At 66.5% G+C, this 26476-nt stretch carries 20 protein-coding genes and 1 pseudogene; 12 read left to right on the top strand and 9 right to left on the bottom strand.

Annotation, left to right across the window (positions count from 1 at the left end):
* The 7 genes and pseudogenes from MRBLMU1_RS05865 to rffA all read left to right on the top strand — a co-directional run.
* Positions 1-156 (top strand): annotated as a pseudogene (locus MRBLMU1_RS05865) (aspartate aminotransferase family protein); the annotation flags it as partial.
* Positions 157-325: 169 nt separating this feature from the next.
* On the top strand, positions 326-1510 hold the full coding sequence (locus MRBLMU1_RS05860; protein ID WP_363498391.1) for a glycosyltransferase: 1185 nt from the start codon (positions 326-328) through the stop codon (positions 1508-1510).
* 175 nt (positions 1511-1685) lie between these two features.
* Positions 1686-3755, top strand: coding sequence for a hypothetical protein (locus MRBLMU1_RS05855; RefSeq protein ID WP_363498388.1), 2070 nt, complete (start codon positions 1686-1688; stop codon positions 3753-3755).
* A gap of 4 nt (positions 3756-3759) precedes the next feature.
* Entirely contained in the window at positions 3760-4719 is a 960-nt protein-coding gene (locus MRBLMU1_RS05850) for a glycosyltransferase family 2 protein (RefSeq protein WP_363498385.1), read from the top strand.
* Positions 4720-4744: 25 nt separating this feature from the next.
* Positions 4745-5482 (top strand): GNAT family N-acetyltransferase, encoded by a 738-nt coding sequence (locus tag MRBLMU1_RS05845; protein WP_363498382.1) that lies wholly within the window; start codon positions 4745-4747, stop codon positions 5480-5482.
* Positions 5479-5844 carry an EamA family transporter gene (locus tag MRBLMU1_RS05840; protein WP_090323370.1) on the top strand — a complete coding sequence of 122 codons (366 nt, stop codon included), beginning with the start codon at positions 5479-5481 and terminating at the stop codon, positions 5842-5844. The genes MRBLMU1_RS05845 and MRBLMU1_RS05840 overlap by 4 nt, the downstream gene beginning before the upstream one ends.
* Before the next feature lie 12 nt (positions 5845-5856).
* Entirely contained in the window at positions 5857-6984 is a 1128-nt protein-coding gene (gene rffA, locus MRBLMU1_RS05835; RefSeq protein WP_363498379.1) for a dTDP-4-amino-4,6-dideoxygalactose transaminase, read from the top strand.
* Positions 6985-6997: 13 nt separating this feature from the next.
* Here rffA and MRBLMU1_RS05830 read toward each other — a convergent pair whose 3' ends face one another.
* Positions 6998-8215 carry an acyltransferase family protein gene (locus MRBLMU1_RS05830; protein ID WP_363498376.1) on the bottom strand — a complete coding sequence of 406 codons (1218 nt, stop codon included), beginning with the start codon at positions 8213-8215 and terminating at the stop codon, positions 6998-7000.
* Positions 8212-9816, bottom strand: coding sequence for a DEAD/DEAH box helicase (locus tag MRBLMU1_RS05825; RefSeq protein ID WP_363498373.1), 1605 nt, complete (start codon positions 9814-9816; stop codon positions 8212-8214). The genes MRBLMU1_RS05830 and MRBLMU1_RS05825 overlap by 4 nt, the downstream gene beginning before the upstream one ends.
* 384 nt (positions 9817-10200) lie before the next feature.
* Here MRBLMU1_RS05825 and MRBLMU1_RS05820 point away from each other — a divergent pair, with 384 nt between their 5' ends.
* The gene (locus MRBLMU1_RS05820) at positions 10201-13296 is read left to right on the top strand and encodes a ligand-binding sensor domain-containing diguanylate cyclase (protein ID WP_363498370.1); all 3096 of its coding nucleotides are present in this window, start codon (positions 10201-10203) and stop codon (positions 13294-13296) included.
* A gap of 16 nt (positions 13297-13312) precedes the next feature.
* Positions 13313-13483: an oxidoreductase-like domain-containing protein gene (locus MRBLMU1_RS05815; protein WP_363498367.1), complete on the top strand. Its 171-nt coding sequence runs from the start codon at positions 13313-13315 to the stop codon at positions 13481-13483.
* 102 nt (positions 13484-13585) lie between these two features.
* Here MRBLMU1_RS05815 and MRBLMU1_RS05810 read toward each other — a convergent pair whose 3' ends face one another.
* Both MRBLMU1_RS05810 and MRBLMU1_RS05805 read right to left on the bottom strand, forming a co-directional pair.
* Positions 13586-15277, bottom strand: a complete 1692-nt coding sequence (locus MRBLMU1_RS05810) for a methyl-accepting chemotaxis protein (RefSeq protein WP_363498364.1) — start codon at positions 15275-15277, stop codon at positions 13586-13588.
* Between the two features lie 181 nt (positions 15278-15458).
* A complete protein-coding gene (locus MRBLMU1_RS05805) occupies positions 15459-17705 on the bottom strand; it encodes a TonB-dependent receptor (RefSeq protein WP_363498361.1) in 2247 nt (748 codons plus the stop codon).
* 161 nt (positions 17706-17866) lie between these two features.
* On the opposite strand from MRBLMU1_RS05805, the gene MRBLMU1_RS05800 reads away from it, so the two are divergent.
* Complete coding sequence (locus tag MRBLMU1_RS05800; RefSeq protein ID WP_363498358.1) at positions 17867-18226, top strand: hypothetical protein; 360 nt, start codon at positions 17867-17869, stop codon at positions 18224-18226.
* Here the strand turns inward: MRBLMU1_RS05800 and MRBLMU1_RS05795 are convergent.
* Both MRBLMU1_RS05795 and MRBLMU1_RS05790 read right to left on the bottom strand, forming a co-directional pair.
* The gene (locus MRBLMU1_RS05795; protein ID WP_363498355.1) at positions 18212-20089 is read right to left on the bottom strand and encodes a putative bifunctional diguanylate cyclase/phosphodiesterase; all 1878 of its coding nucleotides are present in this window, start codon (positions 20087-20089) and stop codon (positions 18212-18214) included. The genes MRBLMU1_RS05800 and MRBLMU1_RS05795 overlap by 15 nt on opposite strands.
* Positions 20090-20714: 625 nt before the next feature.
* Positions 20715-21320 carry a LysE/ArgO family amino acid transporter gene (locus MRBLMU1_RS05790; RefSeq protein WP_363498352.1) on the bottom strand — a complete coding sequence of 202 codons (606 nt, stop codon included), beginning with the start codon at positions 21318-21320 and terminating at the stop codon, positions 20715-20717.
* Between the two features lie 88 nt (positions 21321-21408).
* Between MRBLMU1_RS05790 and MRBLMU1_RS05785 the strand changes: the two genes are divergently transcribed.
* Positions 21409-22302: a LysR family transcriptional regulator ArgP gene (locus MRBLMU1_RS05785; protein ID WP_363498349.1), complete on the top strand. Its 894-nt coding sequence runs from the start codon at positions 21409-21411 to the stop codon at positions 22300-22302.
* 1 nt (position 22303) lies between these two features.
* On the opposite strand, the gene MRBLMU1_RS05780 is transcribed toward MRBLMU1_RS05785, so the two are convergent.
* Entirely contained in the window at positions 22304-23401 is a 1098-nt protein-coding gene (locus MRBLMU1_RS05780; RefSeq protein WP_363498346.1) for a histone methylation protein DOT1-like protein, read from the bottom strand.
* Positions 23402-23505: 104 nt separating this feature from the next.
* Positions 23506-23868 carry a DUF5710 domain-containing protein gene (locus MRBLMU1_RS05775; protein WP_363498343.1) on the bottom strand — a complete coding sequence of 121 codons (363 nt, stop codon included), beginning with the start codon at positions 23866-23868 and terminating at the stop codon, positions 23506-23508.
* Between the two features lie 133 nt (positions 23869-24001).
* Between MRBLMU1_RS05775 and MRBLMU1_RS05770 the strand changes: the two genes are divergently transcribed.
* Positions 24002-24907: a bifunctional helix-turn-helix transcriptional regulator/GNAT family N-acetyltransferase gene (locus MRBLMU1_RS05770; protein WP_363498340.1), complete on the top strand. Its 906-nt coding sequence runs from the start codon at positions 24002-24004 to the stop codon at positions 24905-24907.
* 13 nt (positions 24908-24920) lie between these two features.
* Here MRBLMU1_RS05770 and MRBLMU1_RS05765 read toward each other — a convergent pair whose 3' ends face one another.
* Positions 24921-26408, bottom strand: coding sequence for a tryptophan halogenase family protein (locus tag MRBLMU1_RS05765; protein ID WP_363498337.1), 1488 nt, complete (start codon positions 26406-26408; stop codon positions 24921-24923).
* Positions 26409-26476: the final 68 nt, after the last annotated feature.

Genomic DNA, 26476 nt, shown 5'->3' with positions numbered 1-26476 from the left:
GTGCAGGAAGCGGCCGCGCGCGGCCTGTCGTTCGGCGCGCCGACCGAGGGCGAAGTGCTGATGGCCGAGGAGATCTGCCGCCTGGTACCGTCGATCGAGCCGGTGCGCCTGGTCTCGTCGGGCACCGAGGCGACCATGAGCGCGCTGCGCCAGGCCTGGCAAGCGTCGCCGCCGGCGCGCCGGGCCGGCTACCACCTGCTCGACGCCGACGCCCCGCTGGCGGCGGCCGACGTGCTGGTGGCGCTGCAGCCGGCGCCGGACTGGGCGGGCGTGCTCGGCGCCCTGGCGCTCGGCCTGCCGATCGTGCTGCACAAGGATGCCGGCCATGCGGGCTGAGGCGCAACTGCTGGTCGACCTGTCGGTGCTGGCCGGGCAGGACGACCACTCGGGCATCCAGCGCGTGGTGCGCGGCGTGCTGCGCGAGCTGCAGCGGGCGCCGCCGCCGGGCTGGCGCATCGAGCCGGTGTACGACGCCGGCGGCCACTACGCGTACGCGCGCCGCTTCGGCGCCAGCGCCGCCGACGACGACACGCCGATCCGGGTGGCCGCCGGCGACCTGTTTTTCGGCCTCGACCTGTGTCCCAACCAAGTGCCGGCCAACGCCGCCGTGCTGCAGGACCTGCGCCGCCACGGCGTGCAGCTGTACTTCATGGTCTACGACCTGCTGCCCATCACCCACGCCGAGATGTTCGTGGCCGGCGCCCGGCCCTGGTTCAGCCACTGGCTGCGCACGGTGGCCGGCATGGCCGACGGCCTGGTCTGCATTTCGCGGGCCGTCGCCGACGAGCTGACCGCCTGGCTCGAGGACGAGGGCATCCGCCGTCCCGACGCGCTGCAAATCGCTTACTGCCATCTGGGCGCCGACCTGCCGCCGGCCGCCGCGGACGAGACGGCGGACGCGCCCGGCCTGACCGACCAGGCCGATCCGGCGCTGCTGGCCGCGCTGGCGGCGCGCCCCTGCTTGCTGATGGTCGGCACGCTCGAGCCGCGCAAGATGCACGGCCAGGCGCTCGACGCGATGGAGCTGCTGTGGCAGCGCGGCGTCGACGCCGCCCTGGTCATCGTCGGCAAGCCGGGCTGGAAGATGGGCCTGCTGGGCCGGCGCCTGCGCGAACACCCGGAGGCCGGACGGCGCCTGTTCTGGCTCGAGCACGCCGGCGACGCGCTGCTGACCCGCCTGTACGGCGGCGCCTCGGCGCTGCTGGCGGCGTCGGTGGCCGAGGGCTTCGGCCTGCCGCTGATCGAGGCCGCCCGCCACGCGCTGCCGGTGATCGCGCGCGACATCCCCGTCTTCCGCGAGGTCGGCGGCGAGCACTGCTGGTATTTCCAGGCCGACGGCAGCCAGGCGCTGGCCGCGGCGCTGCAGGCCTGGCTGGCGCTGAGCGCGGCCGGCCGGGCGCCGGCGTCGGCGGCGATGCCTTACCTGAGCTGGGCCGACAGCACCGCCCAGATCGTCGCGTGCCTGCAGGGGCGCCGCCGCTACCGGGTCGCGCCCACCTGGCTGGCGTGAGCGCCGCGCCGGCGACGCTGTTACAAACAGTGACAAAATCGCCGCCAAGGCGCCGCGCGCCGCCGCCGTCGGGGCCGCGCGCCGGCGCCCGAGCGGCCCCGGCCCGTCCTGATTGCCGATTTTATAAGGCGCCTGTATACTCAGCGCTCACCGTGTTTTGTACCGCCAACCTTTTATGATGTCACAACCCTCGCCCGTCCGGCTGCCTTCCCAACGGTGGCTGCAGTCCCTGCTTTGCGTCAACCTGCTGCTACTGCTGTTTTATCTGTTGGTCGACTACCAGCTGGTGTACCACTCGGACTCGGCGGTTAAAAACCTGTTGGCGCAGGAGATCCTCGATGGCGGCCAGTACTTCCCGGCCGACTGGAACTACGTCAACCGCGACCTGTGGGTGTTCAACCTGCAGACCTTCCTGTTGCCGCTGCTGCCGTGGGTCGCCAACGGCTACCAGGCCGGGGTGTTCTCGAACGTGGCCTCGGCGGCGTTGATCCTGCACGGCAGCTGGCTGCTCACGGGCCTGCTGGAACAGTCGCGCCCGACGCGCCTGGTGGGCATGCTGGTGATCTCGGCCGGCATGTCGCTCGTCATGGCCGAGCACGTCTACGGCCAGGCCGCCTACGGCTCGATGTACTACATGGCCTGCTACCTGCTGTACGCCTACTGGTCGCTGAGCCAGGCGCCCGGGGCGCGGACGCTGCCATGGGGCGCCGCCCTGGCGCTGCTGACCACGCTGCTGTTCTGGGCCAATCCGCAGCGCGCGCTGCTGGTCTACGGCCTGCCGCTGCTGGCCGCCGGCGCGGTCCAGTACGCGCTGGCCGCGCGCGCCCAGTCGCGCCGGCCCTCGCCGCGGCACCTGTGGGCGCTGGCCCTGGTGGTGGCGGCCATCGTGGCCGGCGTGCTGCTGCACGGCCACGTGCTGTCCCAGCGCGCCGACAACGCCGGCCTGACCGCGCTGCACTGGCTCGACTTCGACGGTATGCTCAAAAACGTCGCGGCCGTGGTCCACGGCACCATGCTGCTGTTCGACGGCCTGCCGGGGCTGGAGTCGCCGGTGGCCTCGCTGTCGGGCGCCTACGCGGCGCTGCGGCTGGTGACCGCGCTCGCGCTGCTGTGGCTCCTGCCGTGGGGCCTGTGGCGCGCGCTGCGCGCCACCAGCGGCCCGCGCCAGCTGGTGGTGGTGTTCGCCGCCGTCTCGTTCGGCGCCCACCTGCTCGTCATCACCACCACCACGGTGGCCGACATGTCGGACCCGGGCGCGTCGGTGCGCTACCTGGTGCCATCGCTGATGTTCCTGTTGCTGATCCTGGTGGGGGTGGTGCTCGAGCGGCGCGCGCTGGCGCCGCTCGCGCGCGCCGCCGGGCTGGGCGCGGTGGTGGTGCTGGCCACCAGCGCGCCGGTGGCCTACCTGTATCCATACAACCAATCGACGGCGCTGGAGTTCCGCGGCCTGATGCTGATGACCCCGGCCCTGCGGCTGGCCGACTTCCTGCGCCAGCACGGGCTGCGCTACGGCTACGCGACGTTCTGGGAGGCCGGCAAGACGACGGTGCTGAGCGACAGCGCGGTGCGGGTACGCCAGGTCGAGCTGGCGCAGGGCCTGCCGCAGCCGTCGCGCCACCTGTCGTCGAACCGCTGGTACGCGCCGGCCGCCTGGCGCGGCCCGACCTTCCTGATGCTGCGCGACAGCGAGCTGGCGCTGCTGGACCTGCCGGCGCTGGCCAGCTATGCCGGCCAGCCGCGCCACCTGCGTTTCGAGGACATGAACATCTTCGTATTCCCGGCCAACCTGGCCGCCAGCCTGCCGGCCTGGGACCAGGAGATCCGCCAGCCGCTGCGCTACCGCATGACGGCGCGCACGCCGCACCAGATCGGCCATATCGGCGACGGCGCGATCGAGGCGGGCCCGGGCGAGTCCGGCGCGCTGCACTTCGGCCCGATGCGCGCGCTCACGCCCGGCACCTACGACATCAGCTTCGACCTCGACGCCGGCGGCGACGGCACCGACTTCGGCATGGTCGACGTCATCGCCCAGGGCGCCCAGGTGTTGGCGCGCCGGCCGATCACCACGCCGGGCAGGCAGCGCGTGACGTTGCGCGTGCACACCGAGCGCCCCCTCGTCGGGGTCGAGTTCCGCGCCTTCAGCAGCGGCAGCGGCCATTTCAAGCTCAACGGCATCGAACTGGCGCGCCCGCGCCCCGGCCTGGCCCGCGGCGCGCCGGCGGCCACCGCCACCCAGGAGAAATAAACCCATGCCAGCCGTTCCCCATATCTCCGTCGTGATCCCGGTCTACAAGGCCGAGAAGATGCTCGACGAACTGTACCGCCGGCTGCGCGACGCGCTCGAGACGGTCGGTCCCGATTTCGAGATCGTGCTGGTCGAGGACTGCGGCGGCGACCGCTCGTGGGAGGTCATCGAGCGCCTGGCCGCGGCCGACCCGCGCGTGGTCGGCCTGCAGTTCTCCCGCAACTTCGGCCAGCACTACGGCATCACGGCCGGCCTCGACCAGTGCCGCGGCGACTGGGTGGTGGTCATGGACTGCGACCTGCAGGACGCGCCCGAGGAGATCCCGCGCCTGTACGCCAAGGCCCGCGAAGGCTACGACGTGGTGCTGGCGCTGCGCGGCCCGCGCCAGGACCCGCTGCGCAAGCGCGTGACGTCGTGGCTGTTCTACCGCCTGTTCAGTTTCCTGGCCGACATCGACATCGACGGCGACAGCGGCAACTTCCGCATCATGTCGCGCCAGGTGGTCGACAACTTCGGCCGCATGCGCGAGCAGTTGCGCTTTTTCGGCGGCCACGTGCAGTGGCTCGGCTTCACCACCACCGGCCTGCAGGTGCGCCACGCCGAGCGCCTCGAGGGCGCCTCGACCTACACCTTCGCCAAGCTGTGCAAGCTGGCCGCCGACACCATCCTGGCCTACTCCGACAAGCCGCTGCGCCTGGCCGCCACGCTGGGCCTGACGATGGCCGGCGTCTCGTTCGCCTTCGGCGGCTGGCTGCTGGCGCGCGCGCTGCTGCAGGGCACGGCCATTCCGGGCTGGTCGAGCCTGATCGTCTCGCTGTACTTCATCGGCGGCCTGATCATCGGCATCCTGGGCATCCTCGGCATTTACCTGGGCAAGACCTTCGACGAGGTCAAGCGGCGCCCGCTGTACGTGCTGCGCCGCCTCACGCCCAACGCCGCGCCGGCGCGCGCGCGGCCCGACTGACCCCCCGATTTTTCCTGGAGCCCCCATGCACATCGCCCTCTCCGACATCGACCGCCAGCGTTTCGGCGTCACCGTCGCCAAGACCACGCTCGCCGGCGGCGAAGCCGTCGCCGCGCTGATGGACTGGTGCGCCGACGCCGCCGTCGCCCTGCTGATCGCGCGCTGCCCCACCACCGAGCTGGCGCTGGCGCAGCGGCTCGAGCAGGCCGGCTGCTTCCTGACCGACACCCTGGTGTACTACCGCAAACAGGGCGTCGACGCCGGCGCCGCGCCGCTGCCGGACGGCTACGTCACCCGGCTGGCCACGGCGGCCGACGCCGACGCCGTCGAGCGCCTGGCCGGCGCCACCTTCGCCGGCTACCTCGGGCACTACCACACCGACGCCCGGCTGCGCGCCGCCGACGCCGACCTGGTCTATTCGAGCTGGGCCGCCAACTCCTGCCGCAGCCCGGCCGTGGCCGACGCCGTGGTGCTGATCGAGCACGCCGGCGACATCGTCGCCTTCGCCACGCTCAAGACGCTCGCCGACGGCGCGTTCGAGGGCGTGCTGTTCGGCGTCCATCCGGCGCACCAGGGCAAGCGCCTGTACCAGGCGCTGATGCGGCTGGCGCAACAATGGGGCGGCGCGCGCGGGCTGGCGCGCATGGTGGTGTCGACCCAGGTCACCAACGTCGCGGTGCAAAAAGTGTGGTGCCGCCAGGGCTTCGAGCCATCGGACAGCTTTTACACCTTCCACAAATGGTTCGACGCCCCGGCCCGATGATGAACTACCTCTACATCGCCATGACCATCGCCCTGACCGTCTACGGCCAGATCATGCTCAAGCTGCAGGTCGGCAAGGCCGGCGCGCTGCCCGAGGCCGGCGCCGACAAGCTGCTGTTCCTGGTCAAGCTGCTGCTCAACCCGTGGGTCGTCAGCGCCTTCGCGGCCGCCTTCCTGGCGTCGGTGACGTGGATGGCGGCCATGACCAAGTTCGAGCTGGCCCACGCCTACCCGTTCATGGCGCTCAATTTCGTCATCGTGCTGCTGCTGGGCGCATGGTTGTTCCACGAACCGCTGTCGATGCTGCGCATCGCCGGCGTCACCCTCATCTGCATTGGCACCATCGTCGCCGCGCAAGGATAAAAGGATAAAGACATGACCCCGATCCCGTTCAACAAACCCTTCATGACCGGCCGCGAGCTGTGGTATATCGCCCAGGCCCACACCAACGGCCACCTGTCCGGCGACGGCCAGTTCACCCGCCAGTGCCACGCCTGGCTGGAGAAGAAGACCGGCGCCCGGCGCGCGCTGCTGACCCACTCGTGCACGGCGGCGCTGGAGATGGCCGCGCTGCTGACCGAGGTGCAGCCCGGCGACGAGGTGATCATGCCGTCCTACACCTTCGTCACCACCGCCAACGCCTTCGTCATGCGCGGCGCGGTGCCGGTGTTCGTCGACATCCGCCCCGACACGCTCAACATCGACGAGACCAAGATCGAGGCGGCCATCACCGAGCGCACCCGCGTCATCCTGCCGGTGCACTACGCCGGCGTGGCCTGCGAGATGGACGCCATCATGGACATCGCCCGCCGCCACAAACTGTTCGTGGTGGAGGACGCCGCCCAGGGCATCCTGTCGACCTACAAGGGCCGCCCGCTGGGCAGCATCGGCCACATGGGCACCTACTCGTTCCACGAGACCAAGAACATCGTCGCCGGCGAGGGCGGCGCGCTGCTGGTCAACGATCCCGAGCTGGCCGAGCGCGCCGAGATCATCCGCGAGAAGGGCACCAACCGCAGTCAGTTCTTCCGCGGCCAGGTCGACAAGTACACCTGGGTCGACATCGGCTCATCCTACCTGCCGGGCGAGGTGATCGCCGCCTTCCTGTGGGCCCAGCTGGAGGAGGCCGAGGCCATCAACGCGCGCCGCATGGCGCTGTGGGAGGCCTACCACGCGGCGCTGGCGCCGCTCGAGGCGGAGGGCAGGCTGCGCCGTCCGGTCATCACCGCCGGCTGCGAACACAACGCGCACATGTATTACATCCTGCTCGAGTCGCTGGAAAAACGCACCCAGGTCATCGCCGACCTCAAACGCCAGGGCATCCACAGCGTGTTCCACTACGTGCCGTTGCACAGCGCGCCGTACGGCCTCAAAAGCAGCCGCCACCACGGCGCCATGGCCCATACCGACGCGCTGTCCGACCGGCTGCTACGCCTGCCGCTGTGGGTCGGACTGGAGGATGGGCAGGAGCGCGTGCTGCGCGCGCTGCGCGAGGCGGTGTGAGGCCGGGCCGCGCTTAGCCGGGCGCGGCGGCACGGCGCGCCGAGGCCGGGCGCCAGCGAATGCGGCGCTCGAACACGCGCGCGAAAATCCAGGCCGCGCCGATGCACAGCGGCGTGCCCAGCAGCGCCAGCACGCAGAACATCTGCAGATAGGACAGGCGCGCGATGGCCGGCACATGCAGCAGGCAGGTGTACACTGTCGCCAGGATTGGAATGTGGATCAGGTAAAGCGAGTAGGAAAAGCCGCCCAGGCTCACCAGCCTGCGCTGCTCGAACAGACGGCGCAAACGGTGGGTGGGCGCCAGCCCGCTCAGCACCACCAGCAGCGTGGCGGTGACCACGCCGGCCAGCGGGTCGATCAATTGGTGGTGGCGGGTGAACTCGACCGCGCTGGAAACATCGACAATACGATAACGGTACAGCAGGTAAAGCACCACCACCGTCAGCGCGGCGCCGGCCCAGGCCGCCACGCGGCCGATATGCGCCGCCGCGGCGCCGCAGCCGTTCGACAGCGCGGCCGCCGCGATCCCCAGCACGAACAACGCGATGAAGTAAGGAGGCTGCGGCACCGAGGCCCCGACCACCGGCAGCAGAGGATACATCGCCGACAGCGACGTCAGGCCCCAGGCGACAGCGCCCCCCAGCACCAGCAACGCCACCACGCCACCGCGACGCAACACCCAGATCAGCGCCGGAAACGTGAAGTACAGGTGCCATTCGCAAGCGATGCTCCAAAACGGCCCGTTGATGTTGTTGTACTGGCCGTAGACGTCCTGCAGCAGCAGCAGGTTGGTCCACCAGACCTGGCTGGAGATGGTCGACGACAGGCCCAGGTCATTGCGCCCCCAGGCCGCCAACGGCACGAAATAGTTGACCAGCACGATGGCGGCCAGCGTGGCGAAATAAGGGGGCAGGATGCGCAAGGCGCGCGCCGTGAAGAAGGCCGGCAGGCCGGCGCCGATCCGGTTGCCGTCGCGGACCGCCGGCAGCGCCAGACAATAGCCGGACAGCACCAAGAACACCACCACGCCCAGGTGCAAATACATCAGCGCGTTGAGCGGCATGGCCAGCCACCGGGTCTGCTGCTGCCAGCCGACGGCGAACAGATAGAGGTGGCCGAACATCACCCACAATGCCGCCAACGCCCGCAAGCCATCGAGGAACAGCAGGCGGTCGGCGTAGTTCGGCAGGCTGCCCGCTGGGGCATGGACGGCCCTGGAAGCCGGCGTCAAGGCTTGGGCGCCCCGCCCAGCAGGAAGGCCAGCTTCTGCTTCGGCTTGGCGGTGGCGCCGCCCAGGGTGGCGCCCGGCGCCGGCGCGGCCGATTTGGCCGGCTCGTACGGCTTGAGGAACCACGGATCGACTTTGTCGCGGCGGCCACCCGAGCTGTACGGCGACGAACCGGCGCCGCGCGGGGCCCGCTCGCCACGGTCGCCGCGCTCGCCGCGGTCCGAGCGCTCGGACGGCCGGCCGGCCGGCGCGCGGCCGGCGCCGTCGTCGCGGCGCGGACGGCGCTCGGCGCCGTCGCCGTACGACGGCGCCGGGTTGAAGCCGGTCAGCTCGCCGCGGCGGATGGTCTGCTTGATCAGTTTTTCGATGTCGGCCAGCAGGCGCTCGTCCTTGTCCGAATAGATCGACAACGCGTCGCCGGAGGCGCCGGCGCGGCCGGTGCGGCCGATGCGGTGCACATAATCCTCGGCGTTGTACGGCAGGTCGTAGTTGATCACGCACGGCAGGTCGGTGATGTCGAGGCCGCGCGCGGCGACGTCGGTGGCGACCAGGATGTCGATCTCGCCCTTCTTGAACGATTCGAGCGCGGCCATGCGTTCCTGCTGCGTCTTGTCGCCGTGGATGGCGACCGCGTTCATGCCCTCCTGCTCCAGCCCCTTGGCCAGGCGCGAGGCGCCGATCTTGGTGTTGGAGAAGATGATCACCTGCTTCAGTTCGCGCTGGCGCAGCAGATGCGCCGTCACCGCGTGCTTCTGGTTCTCCGCCACCTTGTAGACCACCTGGGTGACCTTGTCGGCGGTCTGGTTGCTGCGCGCCACCTCGATCGTGACCGGGTCGGTCAGGAAGGTGTTGGCCAGCTTTTTGATCTCCGGCGAGAACGTGGCCGAGAACATCAGGTTCTGGCGTTGCTTCGGCAGCAGGTTGATGATGCGCTGCAGGTCCGGCAGGAAACCCATGTCGAGCATGCGGTCGGCCTCGTCCATGACGAGCATCTGCACCTGGCCCAGGCTGATGTTTTTCTGTTCGATGTGGTCCAGCAGGCGGCCCGGCGTGGCGATGACGATCTCGACGCCGGCCTTGAGGATGACGGTCTGGCCCTTCATGTCCATGCCGCCGAACACCACGGTCGAGCGCAGCGGCGTGTGCTGGGCGTAGGCCTTGACGTTCTCGGCCACCTGCACCGCCAGTTCGCGCGTCGGCGTCAGGATCAGCGCGCGCACCGGATGGCGCGCCGGCGAGGTGCTGGTGCTGGCGTGGGCCAGCAGCATCTGGATGATCGGCAGCGCGAAGCCGGCGGTCTTGCCGGTGCCGGTCTGGGCCGCGCCCATGACGTCGCGCCCCTTGAGCAGCACGGGAATGGCTTCGGCCTGGATCGGCGTCGGGTGCACATAGCCCTGGTCGTCGAGCGCGCGCAGGATGTGCGGCGACAGGCCGAAATCGGCGAACCGGACTTGTGGCACTTGCGGTACTTCCAGCGGCGCCGGCGCCGGTTGTGGCGCAGCTTGCGCATCGTGCACCGGCTGTTGTGCCTGCTGCGCCTCCGGCGTGGCGACGGCGTCGGCCGGTTCGGTGGCGGACGGGGTGGTGATCTCGGTTTCGGACATAGTGTATGCGGCGGTCCTGCGGCGGACAACCAAGCTTTCTTCAATTAACGACAAATTCTGCGCTGCCCGCCCCGGCGGCGCGCCCCACGACGGAGGCCGCACCGGGGAAGTGCGAAAAGGATGATGCGGTGGCAGCGCTATGACAGCAAATACAACGAGCGGGAGACAATAAGCGCCGTAAACTATACCCTAAATACGGCAAATACGCTAAAAATGCCAGCTTTTATATCGAAACCATTGCATCATTGGCATGTATAATACGGTTTCTATTCAGAATCTATCTTAGTCGAGCCTAGCATCGCTCGCTGACGTGCACTTCGTTACGCCATCGGATACTCCACCATGTTTGTGCTATTAACGGCCTTACGCCGCGGCTATCGCCTATTGCTGTCCCGTTCCCCCGCGCTGGTCGCCGCGCTGCTGGCCGTCTCGCTGGCCGCGCCGGCCGCGCAGGCCCAATCCACGCCGGCGCCGTCGCTGCGTTTCAAGAAGCTGGGGCCGCTCGGCGGCGACGAGCCGTCGATGCTGTCGATGATGCAGGACAGGAAAGGTTACGTCTGGGTCGGCACCCACACCAACGGCCTGTACCGCTACAACGGCTACCAGGCGGTCAAGTACACCAACATCCCCAACGACCCCACCAGCCTGCCGCACGACCGCGTCTCGGCCATCTACGAGGACAAGCAGGGCCGCATCTGGGCCGGCACCCAGGCCGGGCTGGCGCGCTTCAATCCGGAGAGCAACGACTTCACCGTGGTGGCCCCGCCCAAGGCGCCGAAGAACCACCGCATCGTCAAGAACATCATTTCCGACGGCAAGGACGGCATGTGGATCGGCAGCTGGGGCGGGCTGCAGCACTTCAACCCCAACACCGGCAAGTTCACCGTCTACGCGCACGACGACAACGATCCCGACAGCCTGGCCAGCAACGACCTCAACGCGCTGGCGCTGGACGACAAGGGCGGCGTGTGGATCGGCACCTGGCCCGGCGGCCTGGACTACCTGGCGCCCGGCGGCAAGGTGTTCCGGCACCACCAGGTCGATCCGGCGCCGGTGCCCGACGCCCGCGTCAACATCGTGCGCGCGCTGCAATTCGACCGCGGCGGCGCGCTGTGGATCGGCACCGAGTCGGGCGTGATCCGCTGGGACGGCAAGAGCGACTGGAACACGCGCAAGGCGATCGATTCGCCGTACAGCCGCATCACCAATTTCAACCTCGACGACAAGGGCGTGCTGTGGTGCACCACGCTGTCGGCCGGGCTGCTGCGCTGGAACGAGGCCAACGGCAAGTTCGACCAGTTCGTGCACGCGGCCGACGATCCGTACAGCCTGCCGGGCGACAACCTGCGCGCGGTGATGCAGGACCGCGGCGGCATGCTGTGGATCGCCTCGTTCACCGACGGCATCGCGCTGGCCAACCTGTCGAGCGAGGGCTTCACGCGCCACGTGCCGTTCCGCATCGACCGCCGCTCGGCGCCGGCCAGCAACGCGCTGCTGAGCCTGGCGCGGGCGCCGGACGGGCGCCTGTGGATGGGCGGCAACGTCGGCATGAGCTTGTACGATCCGGCCACCAGCACCGTCGTCAAGAGCTACCACGCCGACGACAAGACGCCGGGCAAGCTGTCGCATTCGATCGTCTACAGCATGTTCCAGGACACGCGCGCCGACAAGGACGGCAAGAAGCCGCTGTGGCTGGGCACCTCGAACGGCCTGAACCGCCTGGACACGCCCGACAGCCCGTTCCAGGCCATCCACTTCGGCAACACGGCCAGCGACTACATCAACGCCATCGCGCCGGCCAGCGGCGGCGCGCTGTGGCTGGCCACCGGCAACAGCCTGATCCGCTACGACCCGCGCACCGACGCCCGCAAGATCTATTACAACGACCCGCAGAACATCAGCAGCCGCAGCGTCAACGGCACCTCGGCGGTGCTCGAGGACAGCAGCGGGCGCGTGTGGGCCGGCTCCGAATGGAACGGCGGCGGACTCGACCAGCTCGACCAGGCCAGCGGCAAGTTCACCCACTTCCGCCACGCCAACGACGATGCGGCCAGCCTGTCCGACGACAACATCGTCAGCCTGCACGAGGACGCCAAGGGCCGCATCTGGGTCGGCACCAGCAAGGGCCTGAACCTGATGCAGACCCGCGCCGACGGCAAGATCGGCTTCAAGTCGTACGCGTCGGCGATGCGCGCGCACAAGATCCTGGCCATCGAACACGACCTCGACGGCAATATCTGGTGCAGCACCATCGCCGGCCTGTACCGCCTCGATCCGGAGACGGGCAAGGTCAGCCACTACACCGCGTCGGACGGCCTGAGCGAGGGCTTCACCGTCAACTCGTCGGCCACCTCGGCCGACGGCGTGCTGTACTTCGGCGGCGTGCACGGCATGACCGCCGTGACGCCGGCCAACGTGCGCACCCGCTCGGTGCCGCCGCAGGTGGCGATCACCGACATCACCGTCTTCAACCACTCGCTGCAGAACGGCAAGCCGCGGGCCGACGTCAAGGCCGAGGGGCCGGTGACGTCGCCGACGGCGCTGACCCTGTCGTCGCAGGCGTCGGTGTTCTCGCTCGAGTTCGCGGCGCTGCACTACACCGAGCCGGCCGAGAACCGCTACGCCTACCAGTTGCAGGGCTTCGACCGCGAATGGGTGCACACCGACGCCTCGCACCGCAGCGCCAGCTACACCAACCTCAATCCGGGCCACTACCTGTTCCGCGTCAAGGCCGCCAACCACCTGGGCGTGTGGAACGAGGAGCCGGCCACGTTGAAGATCACCATCACGCCGCCGTTCTGGCAGCGCTGGTGGTTCCGGCTGGGCATGGCGGGGCTGATCGTCGGCTCGCTGGTGCTGGCCTACAAGATCCGCATCCACCGGCTGACCCGGCACCAGCTCGAGCTGGAGGCGCTGGTGGCCGCGCGCACCGGCGAGCTGGAGGAATCGAACCGCAAGCTCGCCGCGCTCAGCACCACCGACGGCCTGACCGGCGTGAGCAACCGCCGGGGCTTCGACCTGGCGCTCGAGGCCGAATGGCGGCGCGCCGCCCGCACCGGCCAGACGCTGGCGCTGTCGATGCTCGACGTCGACTACTTCAAGAAATACAACGACCACTACGGCCACCAGGCCGGCGACGCCGCGCTGCGCAGCGTGGCCGAACTGATCACCTCGCACGGACGGCGCACCACCGACATCGTGGCGCGCTACGGCGGCGAGGAGTTCGCGCTGCTGGCGGCCGCCACCGACGCCACCGACGCCTTCGGCGCGGCCGAGGAGATCTGCGCGCAACTGGTGCTGGCCAGGATGCCGCACGAGCAGTCGCCGTTCGGCATCATGACCATCAGCATCGGCGTGGCGGTGATCGTGCCGACCGAGGACACCTCGCCCGAGGTGCTGGTGGAGATGGCCGACCGAGCGCTGTACCGCGCCAAGGAAAAAGGCCGCAACATGGCGCTGCTAGCGATGCCGCCGTTGTGATGTGGAGGGGAATGCGATGAAGGCGGACGATCCCGAGCCGGTGGCGCCGCAAGCGCCGGACCCGCGCGACTGCTGCCACAGCGGGTGCACCTGGTGCGTCGACGATATGTACCAGGAGGAGTTGGAGAAGTACCACGCGGCGCACAAAGCCTGGACGGCGCGCCAGCATAACCTTGGAGACACGTAGGGCGGATTAGGCGGCACGCCGTAATCCGCCAATGCATGCGCCGTCGAAACGCACGCATTGGCGGATTACGCTGCGCTAATCCGCCCTACGTGTAACCGTGGTTTAGAAGGTTTCCCATTCGTCGCCATGGGCGACCTGTTTGGCCTGCTTGGCCGGTTTGGCCGGCTGCTTCGGCGCCAGCGCCATCCTTGCCGGCGCCGGCGCCGCCAGCGGCTTGCGCGGCGCGGCGGCGGGAACGGCCGGCGCCCCGTTCAACTTGAACACACTCACCACCTCGCTCAAGCGCGCCGCCTGCTCCTGCATCGACTCGGCCGCCGCCGCGGCCTGCTCCACCAGCGCCGCGTTCTGCTGCGTCACCTGGTCCATCTGCGTGATCGCGGTGTTGACCTGCTCGATGCCATCGCTCTGCTCGGCGCTGGCCGAGGTGATCTCGCTCATGATGTCGGTCACGCGCGTGATGCTGGAGACGATCTCGTTCATCGTGGCGCCGGCCTCGTTGACCAGCTGCGAACCGGCCTCGACCTTTTCCACCGAATCGTTGATCAGCGACTTGATGTCCTTGGCCGCCGCCGCCGAGCGCTGCGCCAGGTTGCGCACCTCGCTGGCGACCACGGCGAAGCCGCGCCCCTGCTCGCCGGCGCGCGCCGCTTCCACGGCGGCGTTGAGCGCCAGGATGTTGGTCTGGAAGGCGATGCCGTCGATGACGGAAATGATGTCGACGATCTTGCGCGACGATTCGTTGATGGACGACATCGTGCCGACCACCTGCCCCACCACGTCGCCGCCCTTGATGGCGATGCCGGACGCCGACTGCGCCAGCTGGTTGGCCTGGCGCGCGTTGTCGGCGTTCTGCCTGACGGTGCTGGTCAGCTCCTCCATCGACGAGGCCGTCTCCTCCAGGCTCGACGCCTGCTGCTCGGTGCGCGACGACAGGTCCTGGTTGCCGGCGGCGATCTCGGCCGACGCCGTGGCGATGGTGTCGGTGCCGCTGCGCACCTGGCTGACCAGGCGCTGCAGATTGCCGTTCATGTCGCGCAGCGCGCCCATCAGTTGGCCCGTCTCGCAGGCGCTGTCGACCTCGATGGTGCGGGTCAGGTCGCCGCCGGCCACGGCGGTCGCCACCGACACCGCCTGCTGCAGCGGCGCCGAGACGATGCGGGCGATCCACAGCGCCAGCGCGATGCCGATGACGATGTTGACCGTCAACAGGATGACCGACGCCAGGCGCGCGTGCTCGTAGGTGGCGGTGGCGGCGGCGCTGGCGTCGTCGCCACCGTCGATGTTGAGCTTGACGAGCTTGTTGACCGATTCGGTCAGCGCCGCCATCGTCTTGGCCGAGGAGCCGCGCGACAGCGCGCGCGCCTCGTCCTTCTGGCCGCCGGCGGAGAATTTCACGATCTTGTCGTGGTCGACCATGAAGGCGCTCCAGGCCTGGTCGAATTCGGTCGCGATCGCCTTCTCCTCCGGACTGCTGATCAGTTTTTCGTAGGCGTCGCGGTGGATCTTCATCGTCGCCAGCGTATCGGCCATGCGCTTCTCGTAAGTGGCAAAGCCGGCCGGATCGTCGTTGATCAGGTGCGCCAGCTCCCAGCGGCGCATCTCGCCGAGATCGGTGCGCAATTCCATCGCCATGCGCACGCTCGGCATCCAGTTAGTCGCGAGGTCGTCCGAGGCTTGGTTGACCCGCGACATCGACACCATCGCGGCCACGCCCAACACCAGCGTCAGCAACAATACGACACCAAACGAGACTACCAATTTGGTAGCGATTTTCAGGTCATAAAACCATTTCACGGCGGACTCCTCGAGCTCGAAAGACTCGATAGTATGAGGCGATGTGGAGGGCGCTGCCAGCGCCACACCGCAGTTGTAGCCCATAAGCAACAAAGGCGTTCCACTCTCTAAACCTTGCGCGATACGCAAAATTTATCGATTGGAACGCCTTGTTGCACCGCCGGCGGCGGCGCGGTTGCGCTTACAGCTTGCCGTTCAGGGTGACGAAGATCTGGCGCGGCGCGCCGGTCAGCAGGGTCTGCGCGGTGCCGTTCGGATCGCGGGCCTGGAAGCCGTTGGTGCCGATCGTGCTGATGTATTCCTTGTCGAGCAGGTTGGTCACGTTCACCTGCAGCGACAGTTCCTTGAGCATGCCCAGCGACTTCATCTTGTAGCCGGCCGACAGGTTGGCCAGCCAGAACGACGGCACGCCGTTGTCGTTCATGTAGGTGTAGTAGCGCTTGCCGGTGAGCTTGCCGCCCAGGCGGGCGAACCAGCTGCCGGTCTCGTACGAGGCCTCGGTGCTGAACAGGTTGCGCGGCGCGTTGACCACGGTCTTGCCGCTGACCGGCACCAGGGTGCTGCCGTCCATGTAGTCCGACTTGTACTTGGAATCGTTGAAGGTGTACGAGTTGAACCAGCTGATTTCGCGGTTCAGTTTCCACACGGCGATCGCCTCCACGCCCTTGGTGTCGACCTTGCCGACGTTGACGAAGGTCGACGGGCAGCCGACGATGCCGGCGCAGGTGGCCACGCTCAGTTGACGGTCGTCGAAGCGGGCGTTGTAGACCGCCAGCGAACCCTGGATGCCGGCGCGCTTGAAGCGGTAGCCGAGGTCGACGTTGGTCGAGGTTTCCGGCTTCAGGTTGGCGACGCCGGCGTCATAGGCGGCCTGGGTTTGCGAGAACGGACCGCCGACGCCCGGCTGGTGCGCGCGCATGTTTTTCGAGGCCGAGGCGAACACCTCGTCGTCGGCGCTGAGCGCGTAGTTGACGCCGGCCTGCGGCAGGAAGTTCTTCTCGGCCGACAGCTTGCCGGCGGCGCGGGTGCCGACGATGTTGCGGGCGGCGATGTCGACGCTCATGCTCTTGAAGCCGGCGTTGATCTTGAGCTTGCCGTCCATCAGGCTCAGGCTGTCCTGCACGTAATACTGCGCGGTGGTGGTGATGAAGTTCTGCGCCCAGTCGGTGCGGAACGGGTTGCGCAGGTAATACATCGTGTCGGCCGGGCCGGTGGCGGCGTAGTAGTTGCGGCTGCCCGTGTGGTCGTTGCGCTCGCCCCAGGCGCCGGCGGTGATGGTGTGGTTGCCCAGGTCCCAGGTCAGGTCGGTCGTCACGCCGTGGCGCTTGATCTCGTACTCGGTGGTGCGGACCGAGATCGGGTTGGCGGCGTTGGTGGCGACGTACGGCGTGTACCAGTGGCCCTGGCCTTCGTTCTCGTGGTTGTAGACGGTGGTCTTCAGTTGAAGCGTCGGCGTGAAGTTCAGGTCCAGGGTCAGGCCGCCCAGGGTGTCCTTGCGCAGGCCGCCGGCCGAATAGTAGGCGTCGTCGAGGCTGTTGACGGCGCCGCTGAACTGGCCCTTGGCGGCGTTGACCGCGCGCTGCCAGTCGGGCTGGTAGTTGTCCCACTCGTAGCCGAGGCGGTTGATCATTTCCTTCGACATGTCCTGGTAGTCGACTTCCTTGCGGTCCGAATGGTTGAGGAAGCCGGTCAGGCTGTTCTCGCCGAAGTTGAACACGAAGCGCGAGTTGATCTGGTCCTGGTCCTGGGCGCCCTCGCCCTTGGTCTTGTCGGTGCGCTGGCGGGTGCCGCTGATGAAGGCCTTGACGGCGCCGTTGATCAGGCCGGTGTCGACGCGCACGAAGGTGCGCGAGGTCGAATCGCTGCCCAGGGTTTGCGAGGCGGTCAAACCGAACTCGTCGGTCGGGGCCAGGGTGAAGAATTGCACCGTGCCGCCGAGGTTGCTGGTGGAGGCGGTGCCCAGCGAGCCGGCGCCCTGCGACACCTGGACGCTGCCGATGTTTTCCGACGAGATGGCGCGGCTGATGTGCAGGCCGTTGTTGTTACCGTAGCTCATGTCGCCCAGCGGCACGCCGTCCAAGGTGAAGCCCAGCTGGCTCTGGTTGAAGCCGCGGATGCTGAACGAGGTCGACCACTCGTAGGCGCCGAACGGATCGGCGGACTGGAAGTTCACGCCCGGCAGCTTGTCGAGCACTTTCAACGGGCTGGTGCCCGGCAGCGCCTCGGCCAGATCGGCCTTGTTGATGTTCTGGACCTGGCGCGACTGGCCCCGGCCGGTGATTTCCACCGTTTGCATCGGACCGGCCAAGGCGCCGGCGGCGGCTGCGCTGTCGGCTGCGTCGGCGGCGGCATCGGCCGCGTAAGCCTGGAAGGCCAGTGCTTGCAGGACCACCAGGCACAAAGGTTTCAGAGGGAAGCGCTGTTGCATGAGTGTTCTTCTTTCTTGCGGTTAGTGGAATGATCAACTCGCAAGATTGTAGGAACAGCATGTGACGTTACGATGACGGCGACATGACATCTGGATGACATGACAACAATTTGCGTAGGGAATCGGGTAAGCTGCCATTTTGGTGTGATTTGGAGGCTGCCATGTTGCGGATGATCACGTTGCTTGGAGCGTTGCTGACCGCGTCGCTGGCGCCGCCGGCGCTGGCCTTCGAGCGCCCCTTCCCGCCCGACGTGTTGCGCGGCAAGATGACGCCGGGGTATTTTCCCGACGTGGGCATCGACGGCAAGGCGCGCAAGCTATCGCCTTCCGCGCGCATTTTCAATCAAGAGAATACGATCGACATGCCGAGCTCCGTGCGCGGTAAAGATATCGTGGTCAACTACACCGTCGACGCCATGGGCGAGATCGACCGGATCTGGATACTGACCGGCGACGAGGCGGCGCGGAAGATACCGACGGCGGCGGAGGCCGCCGCGGCGGCCAAGTCAGGAAGCCGATAGCTGCCGCTCGCCGGCAAAGCGCAGCAGTTCGTCGGCCGGGATCGGGCGGGAAAAATGGTAGCCCTGCAGATAGTGGCAACCCATGGTTTCCAGGATCGCCGCCTGGCCGGCGGTCTCGACGCCCTCCGCCACCAGTTGCAGCCCCAGGCTGTGTCCCATGGCGATGATGGCGTTCACCAGGCTATTGCTGCGCTCGCTGTGCTCGATATCCATGACGAAGGCGCGGTCGATCTTCAGCGTGTTCAGTTGGAACCGGGTCAGGTAGCTGAGCGAGGAATAACCGGTGCCGAAGTCGTCGAGCGAAATGCTGACGCCCAGGGCGCGCAAGCGCCGCAGCACCGCGCTCACCTGGCCGCCGTCGTCGATCAGCACCCGCTCCGTCAACTCGAGCTCCAGCCGGTGGCCGTCGAGGCCGTTGCTGGCGAGCGCCCGCTCCACCAGGGTCACAAAGGCCGGGTCCGCCAACTGCCAGGCCGAGACGTTGATGCTGATCGTCAAACCGTCCAGCGGCCCGTCGCGCCATCGCGCCATCTGGCGGCAGGCCTCGTCGAGCACCCAGGTGCCGATGGCGACGATCATGCCGCTGTCCTCGGCGACCGGGATGAAGCGGTCCGGCGGCATCCACCCCAGTTCGGCGCTATGCCAGCGCAGCAGCGCCTCCACCTTGGTCAGCTTGCCGGTGCGGGCGTCGACGATGGCCTGGTACAGCAGCTTGAACTCGCCGGCCTCGATGGCGCCGCGCAAGGCGCCGTCGATCACCAGCGCATCCTTGGCGGCGGCGTTCATGGCGTCGTTGAAAAACCGCAGCTCGCCCCGCCCGGCTTTCTTGGCCTCGTACATGGCGATGTCGGCGTTGCGTATCAGCATATCGCTATCGCTTCCGTGCAATGGATAGCAAGCCACGCCGACGCTGGCGGACACGGCGATCGCGTGGTGGAACAGCTCGAAGCGGCCGGCCATGGCGCCGATGACGCGCTCGCCGCACTGCGTGGCCATCTGCGCGGCCGCGCCCGGCGCCAGATCGGGAATGACGATGATGAACTCGTCGCCGCCGAAGCGGGCCAGCATGTCGTTCGGGCGCAGCACGCCATGCAGGCGGCGGGCGGTCTGACGCAGCAATTCGTCGCCGATGGCATGACCGAAGGAATCGTTGACCCGCTTGAACTTGTCCAGGTCGAGGAACAGCACCGCGCATTCGCGCCCGGCCGCCGCCCCGCGCGCGACCTCCTGCGCCAGCGACGCCGACAGCGCGTGGCGGTTGAAAAAGCCGGTCACCGGATCGATGCGCGCGGCCCGGTACAGCATGTCGTCCTTTTTCTTGCGCTCGCTGATGTCGAGCAGCTGGACCAGGCAATACAGGCGGCCGCGCTCGACATAGGGCGAACCCATCATCTCCACCGGCAACCGTGTGCCATTGTTTAATCTAAACGTTGCCGTTTCGGTCATCGGGTACTGAACGTCCTTGGCGTCGAAGCGTTGGAAATATTCGTCGGCCATGGCCGGCGTGAGGTCCGGCAGCAGCTGGCATACATGCTTGCCGATCAGGTCGGAGGCGCTGTCGAAACCCAGCAGGCGGGCGCAGCGTTCGTTGGCGACATGGACATAGCCGCGCCGGTCGCGTATCAAAAAACCATGACTCAGGCTGTCGATGGTGCGCACGTAGCGCTGCTGGATCTCGTCCTGGACCGCATAGATCAGACCGAGCATCGACAGCGTTTTGAGGATCGAGGTGCCGGCGAACCAGAGCACATACAGTTCCGGCCCCAGGGTGATGGAAGAGACGACATTGAATATGCCGCGCGCCACCAGCGTATATCCCAGCCAGCGGTAACGCTGTTGCGCGCGGATTAATTCCGCGCCCATCCACAACATCACGAGACCGATAACCGACGCGGTGGCGGGTGCCACTATGTGATAAAACGCATTCCACAGCAGATAAAATACGCCGGTTAATACGGCCGCGACGATCAATATCCAGCGCAAATGACGCCGGCGCAAATAACCGAGAAAATACTGGGTCCCGCCCCAATAACCAATCATTCCCACGGTCAGCATCAGCGCGCATATAAACAGGCGGATTTGATGTGGCAGTAATTCCGCGCCTTTGAACCAGGTGATCAAACCAGCCATTATCGCCACCTGGCCCACGCCCCAGAACAAGGCATGTTTCTCTTTACGCTGCGATAGCCAGAGAAAGATAAGCAAGGCGCTCAGAATGGCATCCGCCGCCAGGGCCGCGGCCATCGTCGACTCGCTCAAGTAATTGCCGGGTTCCATGCTCATTATTCCCACTGATCGGCGCGCCACATCTGGGCAACTTTCAGCATTGTATGCGAACCGTTGGCGAATACGTTCTCAATGGAAATAAATTTACAACTAGATGAAGTTACATACCAAAAAAACTACGCGATCCAAGGGGATCGGTGTGGTTTTCATGCCAAAAATCGGCATGATCCCGCCATTTTCCAGCTTGAGCCCATGCGCACAGTTATAGAAACAATGTGCACGCCAATACCCACATCACCACGGCGATCACGCCATCCAATATTTGCCAGGCGCGCGGACGGGCGAATACCGGTATCAAAAACCGCGCGCCAAAACCCAGGCTGCAAAACCATATAACCGAGGCCAGCATCGCCCCCACGGCAAAATACATCCGTCCATCGCCTATTTGCTGGCCACCTATGGAGCCCAGCAACACAACCGTATCGAGATAAACATGCGGATTCAATAAACTAAAAGCCAGCATCGCCGCAACCACCGCATACCGGCTGGTGGCGGGTTTATCCTCGCCGGTTTCCATCGCGGCCGGATTCAACGCGGAACGCGCCGCCCTCAGCCCGTACCAGAATAAGAAGCCGGCACCGGCGACTTTAATCCAAAGCAGTAGCGCGGGCGCCTCGACAATTAACTTCCCCATGCCGGCGACGCCGGCGCCGATCAGCATCACGTCGCAAACGATGCAAATGGCGATGCAGGTCAGCACATATTCGCGCTTCAAAGCCTGCCGCAACAAATAAGCGTTTTGCGATCCGATGGCGACGATCAGTCCGCCGCCCAGCCCCATACCTTTTAAAAATGCCGTCACTTCCATGCGTCCTCCCCGGGTTCAAGAACGACAGCTTAGACGGCGCCGAAAGATAAGTATAATTAATATTACTGACCAAATATTAGGAACGCTAATGAGCCGAATCGACTATCGCGGACTGGCGGCGCTGGACGCCGTGATCGACTATGGAAGTTTCGACAAGGCCGCCGCAGCGCTGTCGATCACCCAGTCGGCGGTGTCCCAGCGCCTGCGCATGCTGGAAAACAGCGCCGGCGAGTTGCTGATCGTGCGCAGCCAGCCGCCGGTGGCGACCGAGGCCGGCCAGCGGCTGATCGCCCATTACCGTCAGGTGCAACTGCTGGAAGCCGCCTTGACCGAATTCCGGCACGCCGGTCCCGGCGCCCCGGCCCGGCCGGAAATCGCCATCGCCATCAATGCCGACAGCGCCGCCACCTGGCTGCAGGAAGCGGTGGCTCCGTTGATGGCTTCGGGAGACTGCATGTTGCAGATCCGTCTCGACGACCAGGACCACACGATGACGATGCTGCGCGAAGGCCGGGTTTTCGGCTGCGTTACCAGCGAAACGGCGCAGGTGGCCGGCACTTCGGCCACGCCGCTGGGGGCGATGCGGTATCTGTGCGTCGCCAGTCCCGCCTTCGCCGCGCGCTGGTTCCCGGACGGATTTACCGCCGAGGCGGTGCGGCAGGCGCCCGCTTTGTACTTCGACCGCAAGGACGCGCTGCAAACGCGCTTTATCGCCCAGCAAACCGGCCATACGGGACGGGTGCCGCACCATTCCTTATCCAGTTCGGAAGGTTTCGTGCGCTTTCTGGAAGCGGGATTCGCTTATGGCATGCTGCCGCTGCTGCAGTGCGACGCGCAACTGAAGGCGGGAACATTGGTGGATCTGGCGCCGGGCCACGTGCTGGACGTGCCGCTGACGTGGCACACCTGGGATATCCAGACGCCATTTACCCGCACGCTGTCGGACAATATCGTCGCGGCCGCGCGCAAATGGCTGCTCTAGCCTAGGCTTTGCCCGCCCGCGCGTCCAAGGCGTCGAACTCCTGGCGCGCGCGCGCTTCCCACTCCGCCGGGTCCGGCTGATGCGGATGCGTGATATCCGCCGGCGGCAGCGACTCCAAGGTGCCGGTGCGTTTATAGAGCATCACGTTGGTCCAGGCGACCGTGCCGGCCGGGAAATAATGCAGCAAGGTGAAAGCGGGATGCTTGAGCGCGTAGGTGGTCGTCACCACCAGCGCGCCCTCCTGCAGCTCGCGCGCCAGTTTGTCGGCAAGCGCGTCCATCAGCGGGCCGAAACAGGTGCTGTACAAGAACACCAGGCTGGCGCCGCGCACGTCCACCTTGAACATGTCGCTTTCGACAAAGGCGATCCGCGATGCCAGGTCGAGCAGATGGCTGCCGGTGGTGGCGTCGCCGAAAGGCAGGGTCAACGGGGCATCGGGCGTCAGCGGCGTCGGCAGGTGCGCCACGCCGCGCTCGGCCAGCACCAGCAGATTGTGCAACCGCTGCAAGGCCATGCGATGGCGGTAGCCCATGCATTCGACACCGATGCAGCGCTGGAACGGAAACGCCAGCGCCGCCGACATCACCACCTTGCCCAGTCCGCTACCGAGATCGACCATGACGCCGCCGGGGCGCACCGACGGCGCGATCGCGTCGAACAGGTTATCGAGCTCGTAGCGGGCGAACTCCCCATAGATCAGGCCGCCGTCTTCGATCAGCCAGGCGCGGATCTCATCATCGCCGATGTGTTGCAGATCGCGGAAACCGGGCGGCGCCGGTTGTTTGGGCAGCATGCCGTGCGGCTGTATGCTCGCCGGCAAAGTGCCGATCATCACGCCCAGATGCGGGCGCAGGCGCTGCAACAGGTAATCGCGGCGTGATTTGTCCTCCAGGCAGGCGCGCAGCGCGTAGCCGACCTCGATGAAACCGAGAAAATGCGAATCGGGCATCAGGTCCAGCAGCGGCCGCACGTGCTTTTCGCCGCCTTGTATGCTTTGAAACAGCGCTTCAAAGATATCGGCGGGCTGCTTGAAGCTGGCGACCGGTGTGACCGGCCCGTCTTCGGTGCGGAAAACTGGCGGCATCGTATGACTGTTCATCGGCGGCTTCAGGTGGGTGAATCTCATCAGTATTTTAGAACAGATCGATCCCGCGTGTGGTCACTATCTCAATAGTTTCAGCTTGACCATGAATGAAACAGGTGTCAGCCCCGCAGGCCGACCAGCAGCCTGGCCACATCCTCGTGCGCGGCCTGCCAGCCGGACGCGGCCAGCGCGGGCGCGCAGACCGGGCACGCCTCGAACGGATTGCAGTCGTGCGGCAATTCCTGATACAGCTTGCCGATCACCGATTTGCCGACATAGGAGTCGACCGAGGCCGGCTTGGCCTTCGGCGCGGCGGCGGCCTTGGCGGGAACGAAATCGGCGCCGCCCGGCGGCAGCCAGCGTTCGAACGCCTCGGTCGGCTTACCGTCCGGCACGTACCACGATTTGCGTTCGCCATTCCAACGGGCGCCCAGCGCCTTGGCCTCGTCTTTTTCCGCAAACGGAACTTTAAGAAACATCATCTTCGCTACTCCGCTATGGGAAGGCGCCATTTTACCGCCTGCCACGCGCGCCATGTTGACCGCGCGGCGCAACGGCGCTATAGTCGCCAAAATACTTGCCAAAGGCAACCAAATAGCAACCTTGTGGAGTGACATGGATCAGCATATGCGGCAACAGGCCGAAGTGGTACGGCAATTCAACCGTTTTTACACCGTGCATCTGGGATTGTTGCGCGGGCGCTACCTCGACACCGACTACTCGCTCAGCGAAAGCCGGATGATGTACGAGCTGTCGCAAAGTCCGGGCTGCACCGCCAACCATCTGCGAACCAAGCTCGGCCTGGACGCCGGCTACCTGAGCCGCATGGTGCGCTCACTGACCGAACGCGGACTGATCGAGGGAGTGCGATCGGCGCAGGACAAGCGCGCCACCTTGCTGAGCCTGACCGCCAAAGGCCAGGCCGTGATCGCCGACATCAATCACCGCGTCTCGTCGGAAACGGTGCGCATGCTGGACCAGCTGGGCGAGGCGCAACGCGCGGAGCTGCTGGCGGCGATGAGCAAGGTGCGGGAAATCCTGTCGCCACCGTCCACCCGCCTGGTGCGCGCCACCGCCGCGCAACTGGACGACGCGCGCCACCTGCTGTACGAATACTTCGACGTCATCGGCGTGGTGCTGCGCGACGACGACGATGCCATCCGCGCCTTCCTCGATGACGCCAGCTCGGCGATGTGGATCGCGTACGTGGACGGCGTCCCGGCCGGTTGCGTGGCGATGCGGCCGCTGCCCGGTGTCGACACAACCGGCGCCGGGGGCGGCGCGGTCGAATGCAAGCGCCTCTATGTTGCCGACCGCTTCCGCCGGCGCGGCCTGTCGCAGGCGTTGATGCGGGCGCTGGAAGACCACGCCGCGCAGGCCGGCCACAGCGCCGTGTATCTGGACACCAAGGACGACCTGCACGCGGCGATCAGGCTGTACGATCAGCTGGGCTACGAGCGCTGCGAACGCTACAACGACAATCCGCAGGCGACCATCTTCATGCGCAAGCGGCTGGGCTGAGCATCGGCCGGCTTCACTTGGCGACGGCGCGCGCCAGGTAATCGCCGACGTACGGCATCGCGGAGACCTTTTGAATGATGCCCGCGCGAACCTGGGCCATGTGCGCTTGCAAGGCGTCCCTGTCCATCGCGGCGACAAACGGATCGTCGACCTTCGGCACCACGCCCAGCCCCAGCAACATCGAGATGAACGACGGATCGCCGAAACCGTCCTGGTCGTAGATGACCACCCTGCCGGTTTCGCGGAACAGCTCGATCTGGTGCCTCACGCTGTCCGGGATCGGCATGTTGGCGCAGTAACGCCAGAACTCGGTGTCGGTGCGCTGGGTCAGCTTGTAATGCATGATGATGAAATCGCGCACGGACTCGTAGCGATACGCCATGTAGCGATTGAACTCGGCGGTCGATTCGGGCAGGAAATCGCGATCGGGGAAACACTCGATCAACTTGCCCACCGCGTTCTCGATCAGGTTGATGCTGGTCGATTCCAGCGGCTCGATGAAACCGGCCGCCAGGCCGAGGGCCACGCAGTTCTTTATCCACGACTTGCGGCGGCGCCCGGTCACGAAGCGCAGTTGCCGGGGGTCGTCGAGCGGCGCGCCGTCGAGGCCGTCGATCAGCACGCGGGCCGCCTCGTCGTCGGTGGTGAAGGCGTTGCTGTAGACGTGGCCGTTGCCGGTACGGTGCTGCAACGGAATGCGCCACTGCCAGCCGGCGGGTTTGGCGGTAGCGGTGGTGAACGGTTCCAGCTTTTCGGCCTTGGCACACAGCATCGCCAGCGCGCTGTTGCACGGCAGCTGGTCGCTCCAGTCGTCATAGCCGGCCTTGAGCGCGCCCTCGATCAGCAAGCCGCGGAAGCCCGAGCAATCGATGAAGAAATCGCCATCGATGCGGCGGCCGTCCTTCAACTTGACGGCGGCGATGTAGCCGTCCTCCGGCCTGAGCTCGACATCGTTGATGGTCGCCTCGATGCGCGTCACGCCGCGCGCGATGGCATACTCGCGCAGATGGATCGCGTAGAGGGCGGCGTCGAAATGGAAGCCGTAGGAATACGGATCGTCGGGGTTGGCCGGCGCGAAGCGGTGGTTACGCGCCATCACCGTCGATATCGACCAGTTCTCATACGAGGGAATGTTCTTGTCGACGCGCGCCAGATGCAGCCAGTGCATGTGCGGCGAACGGCCCGCTATCTTCGGCCCGAAGTCGCCGAAGCCGTGGAAGAAACGGTTGCCGATATAGCCCCAATCCTTGAATTCGATCCCCAGTTTGAACGAGGCCTGGGTTTTGCGGAGGAATTCGGCGTGGTCCAGGCCCAGCGCGGCGTTGAAATAACGGATGGTCGGCAGGGTCGCCTCGCCGACCCCGACGGTGGCGATGTCGGGCGACTCGATCAGCACGATCTCGCAGTCCTTGCCGAGCCGCTGGGCCAGGGGCGCGGCCGCCATCCATCCTGCGGTGCCGCCGCCCACGATCACTATCTTCCTCAACCTTCTGTCCGTCATATCGTCTCCTGGGTCTGGACAGTCGAACGCTGTCTCGCAGGAAAGTATAACAATGACTTCGTCGACAA

The sequence above is a fragment of the Burkholderia sp. LMU1-1-1.1 genome (assembly GCF_040675865.1).
Lineage (GTDB): Bacteria > Pseudomonadota > Gammaproteobacteria > Burkholderiales > Burkholderiaceae_D > Rugamonas.
This window is presented reverse-complemented; position numbering and strand designations above follow the sequence as displayed.

Bases quoted from the DNA above. Each gene is read 5' to 3' on its own strand.
- MRBLMU1_RS05855 (WP_363498388.1), top strand. From the start codon at position 1,686: ATGATGTCACAACCCTCGCCCGTCCGGCTGCCTTCCCAACGGTGGCTG.
- MRBLMU1_RS05805 (WP_363498361.1), bottom strand. From the start codon at position 17,705: ATGCAACAGCGCTTCCCTCTGAAACCTTTGTGCCTGGTGGTCCTGCAA.
- MRBLMU1_RS05845 (WP_363498382.1), top strand. From the start codon at position 4,745: ATGCACATCGCCCTCTCCGACATCGACCGCCAGCGTTTCGGCGTCACC.
- MRBLMU1_RS05780 (WP_363498346.1), bottom strand. From the start codon at position 23,401: ATGAACAGTCATACGATGCCGCCAGTTTTCCGCACCGAAGACGGGCCG.
- MRBLMU1_RS05850 (WP_363498385.1), top strand. From the start codon at position 3,760: ATGCCAGCCGTTCCCCATATCTCCGTCGTGATCCCGGTCTACAAGGCC.
- MRBLMU1_RS05860 (WP_363498391.1), top strand. From the start codon at position 326: ATGCGGGCTGAGGCGCAACTGCTGGTCGACCTGTCGGTGCTGGCCGGG.
- MRBLMU1_RS05825 (WP_363498373.1), bottom strand. From the start codon at position 9,816: ATGTCCGAAACCGAGATCACCACCCCGTCCGCCACCGAACCGGCCGAC.
- MRBLMU1_RS05770 (WP_363498340.1), top strand. From the start codon at position 24,002: ATGGATCAGCATATGCGGCAACAGGCCGAAGTGGTACGGCAATTCAAC.
- MRBLMU1_RS05775 (WP_363498343.1), bottom strand. From the start codon at position 23,868: ATGATGTTTCTTAAAGTTCCGTTTGCGGAAAAAGACGAGGCCAAGGCG.
- MRBLMU1_RS05800 (WP_363498358.1), top strand. From the start codon at position 17,867: ATGTTGCGGATGATCACGTTGCTTGGAGCGTTGCTGACCGCGTCGCTG.
- rffA (WP_363498379.1), top strand. From the start codon at position 5,857: ATGACCCCGATCCCGTTCAACAAACCCTTCATGACCGGCCGCGAGCTG.
- MRBLMU1_RS05840 (WP_090323370.1), top strand. From the start codon at position 5,479: ATGATGAACTACCTCTACATCGCCATGACCATCGCCCTGACCGTCTAC.
- MRBLMU1_RS05790 (WP_363498352.1), bottom strand. From the start codon at position 21,320: ATGGAAGTGACGGCATTTTTAAAAGGTATGGGGCTGGGCGGCGGACTG.
- MRBLMU1_RS05815 (WP_363498367.1), top strand. From the start codon at position 13,313: ATGAAGGCGGACGATCCCGAGCCGGTGGCGCCGCAAGCGCCGGACCCG.
- MRBLMU1_RS05795 (WP_363498355.1), bottom strand. From the start codon at position 20,089: ATGGGCGCGGAATTAATCCGCGCGCAACAGCGTTACCGCTGGCTGGGA.
- MRBLMU1_RS05765 (WP_363498337.1), bottom strand. From the start codon at position 26,408: ATGACGGACAGAAGGTTGAGGAAGATAGTGATCGTGGGCGGCGGCACC.
- MRBLMU1_RS05785 (WP_363498349.1), top strand. From the start codon at position 21,409: ATGAGCCGAATCGACTATCGCGGACTGGCGGCGCTGGACGCCGTGATC.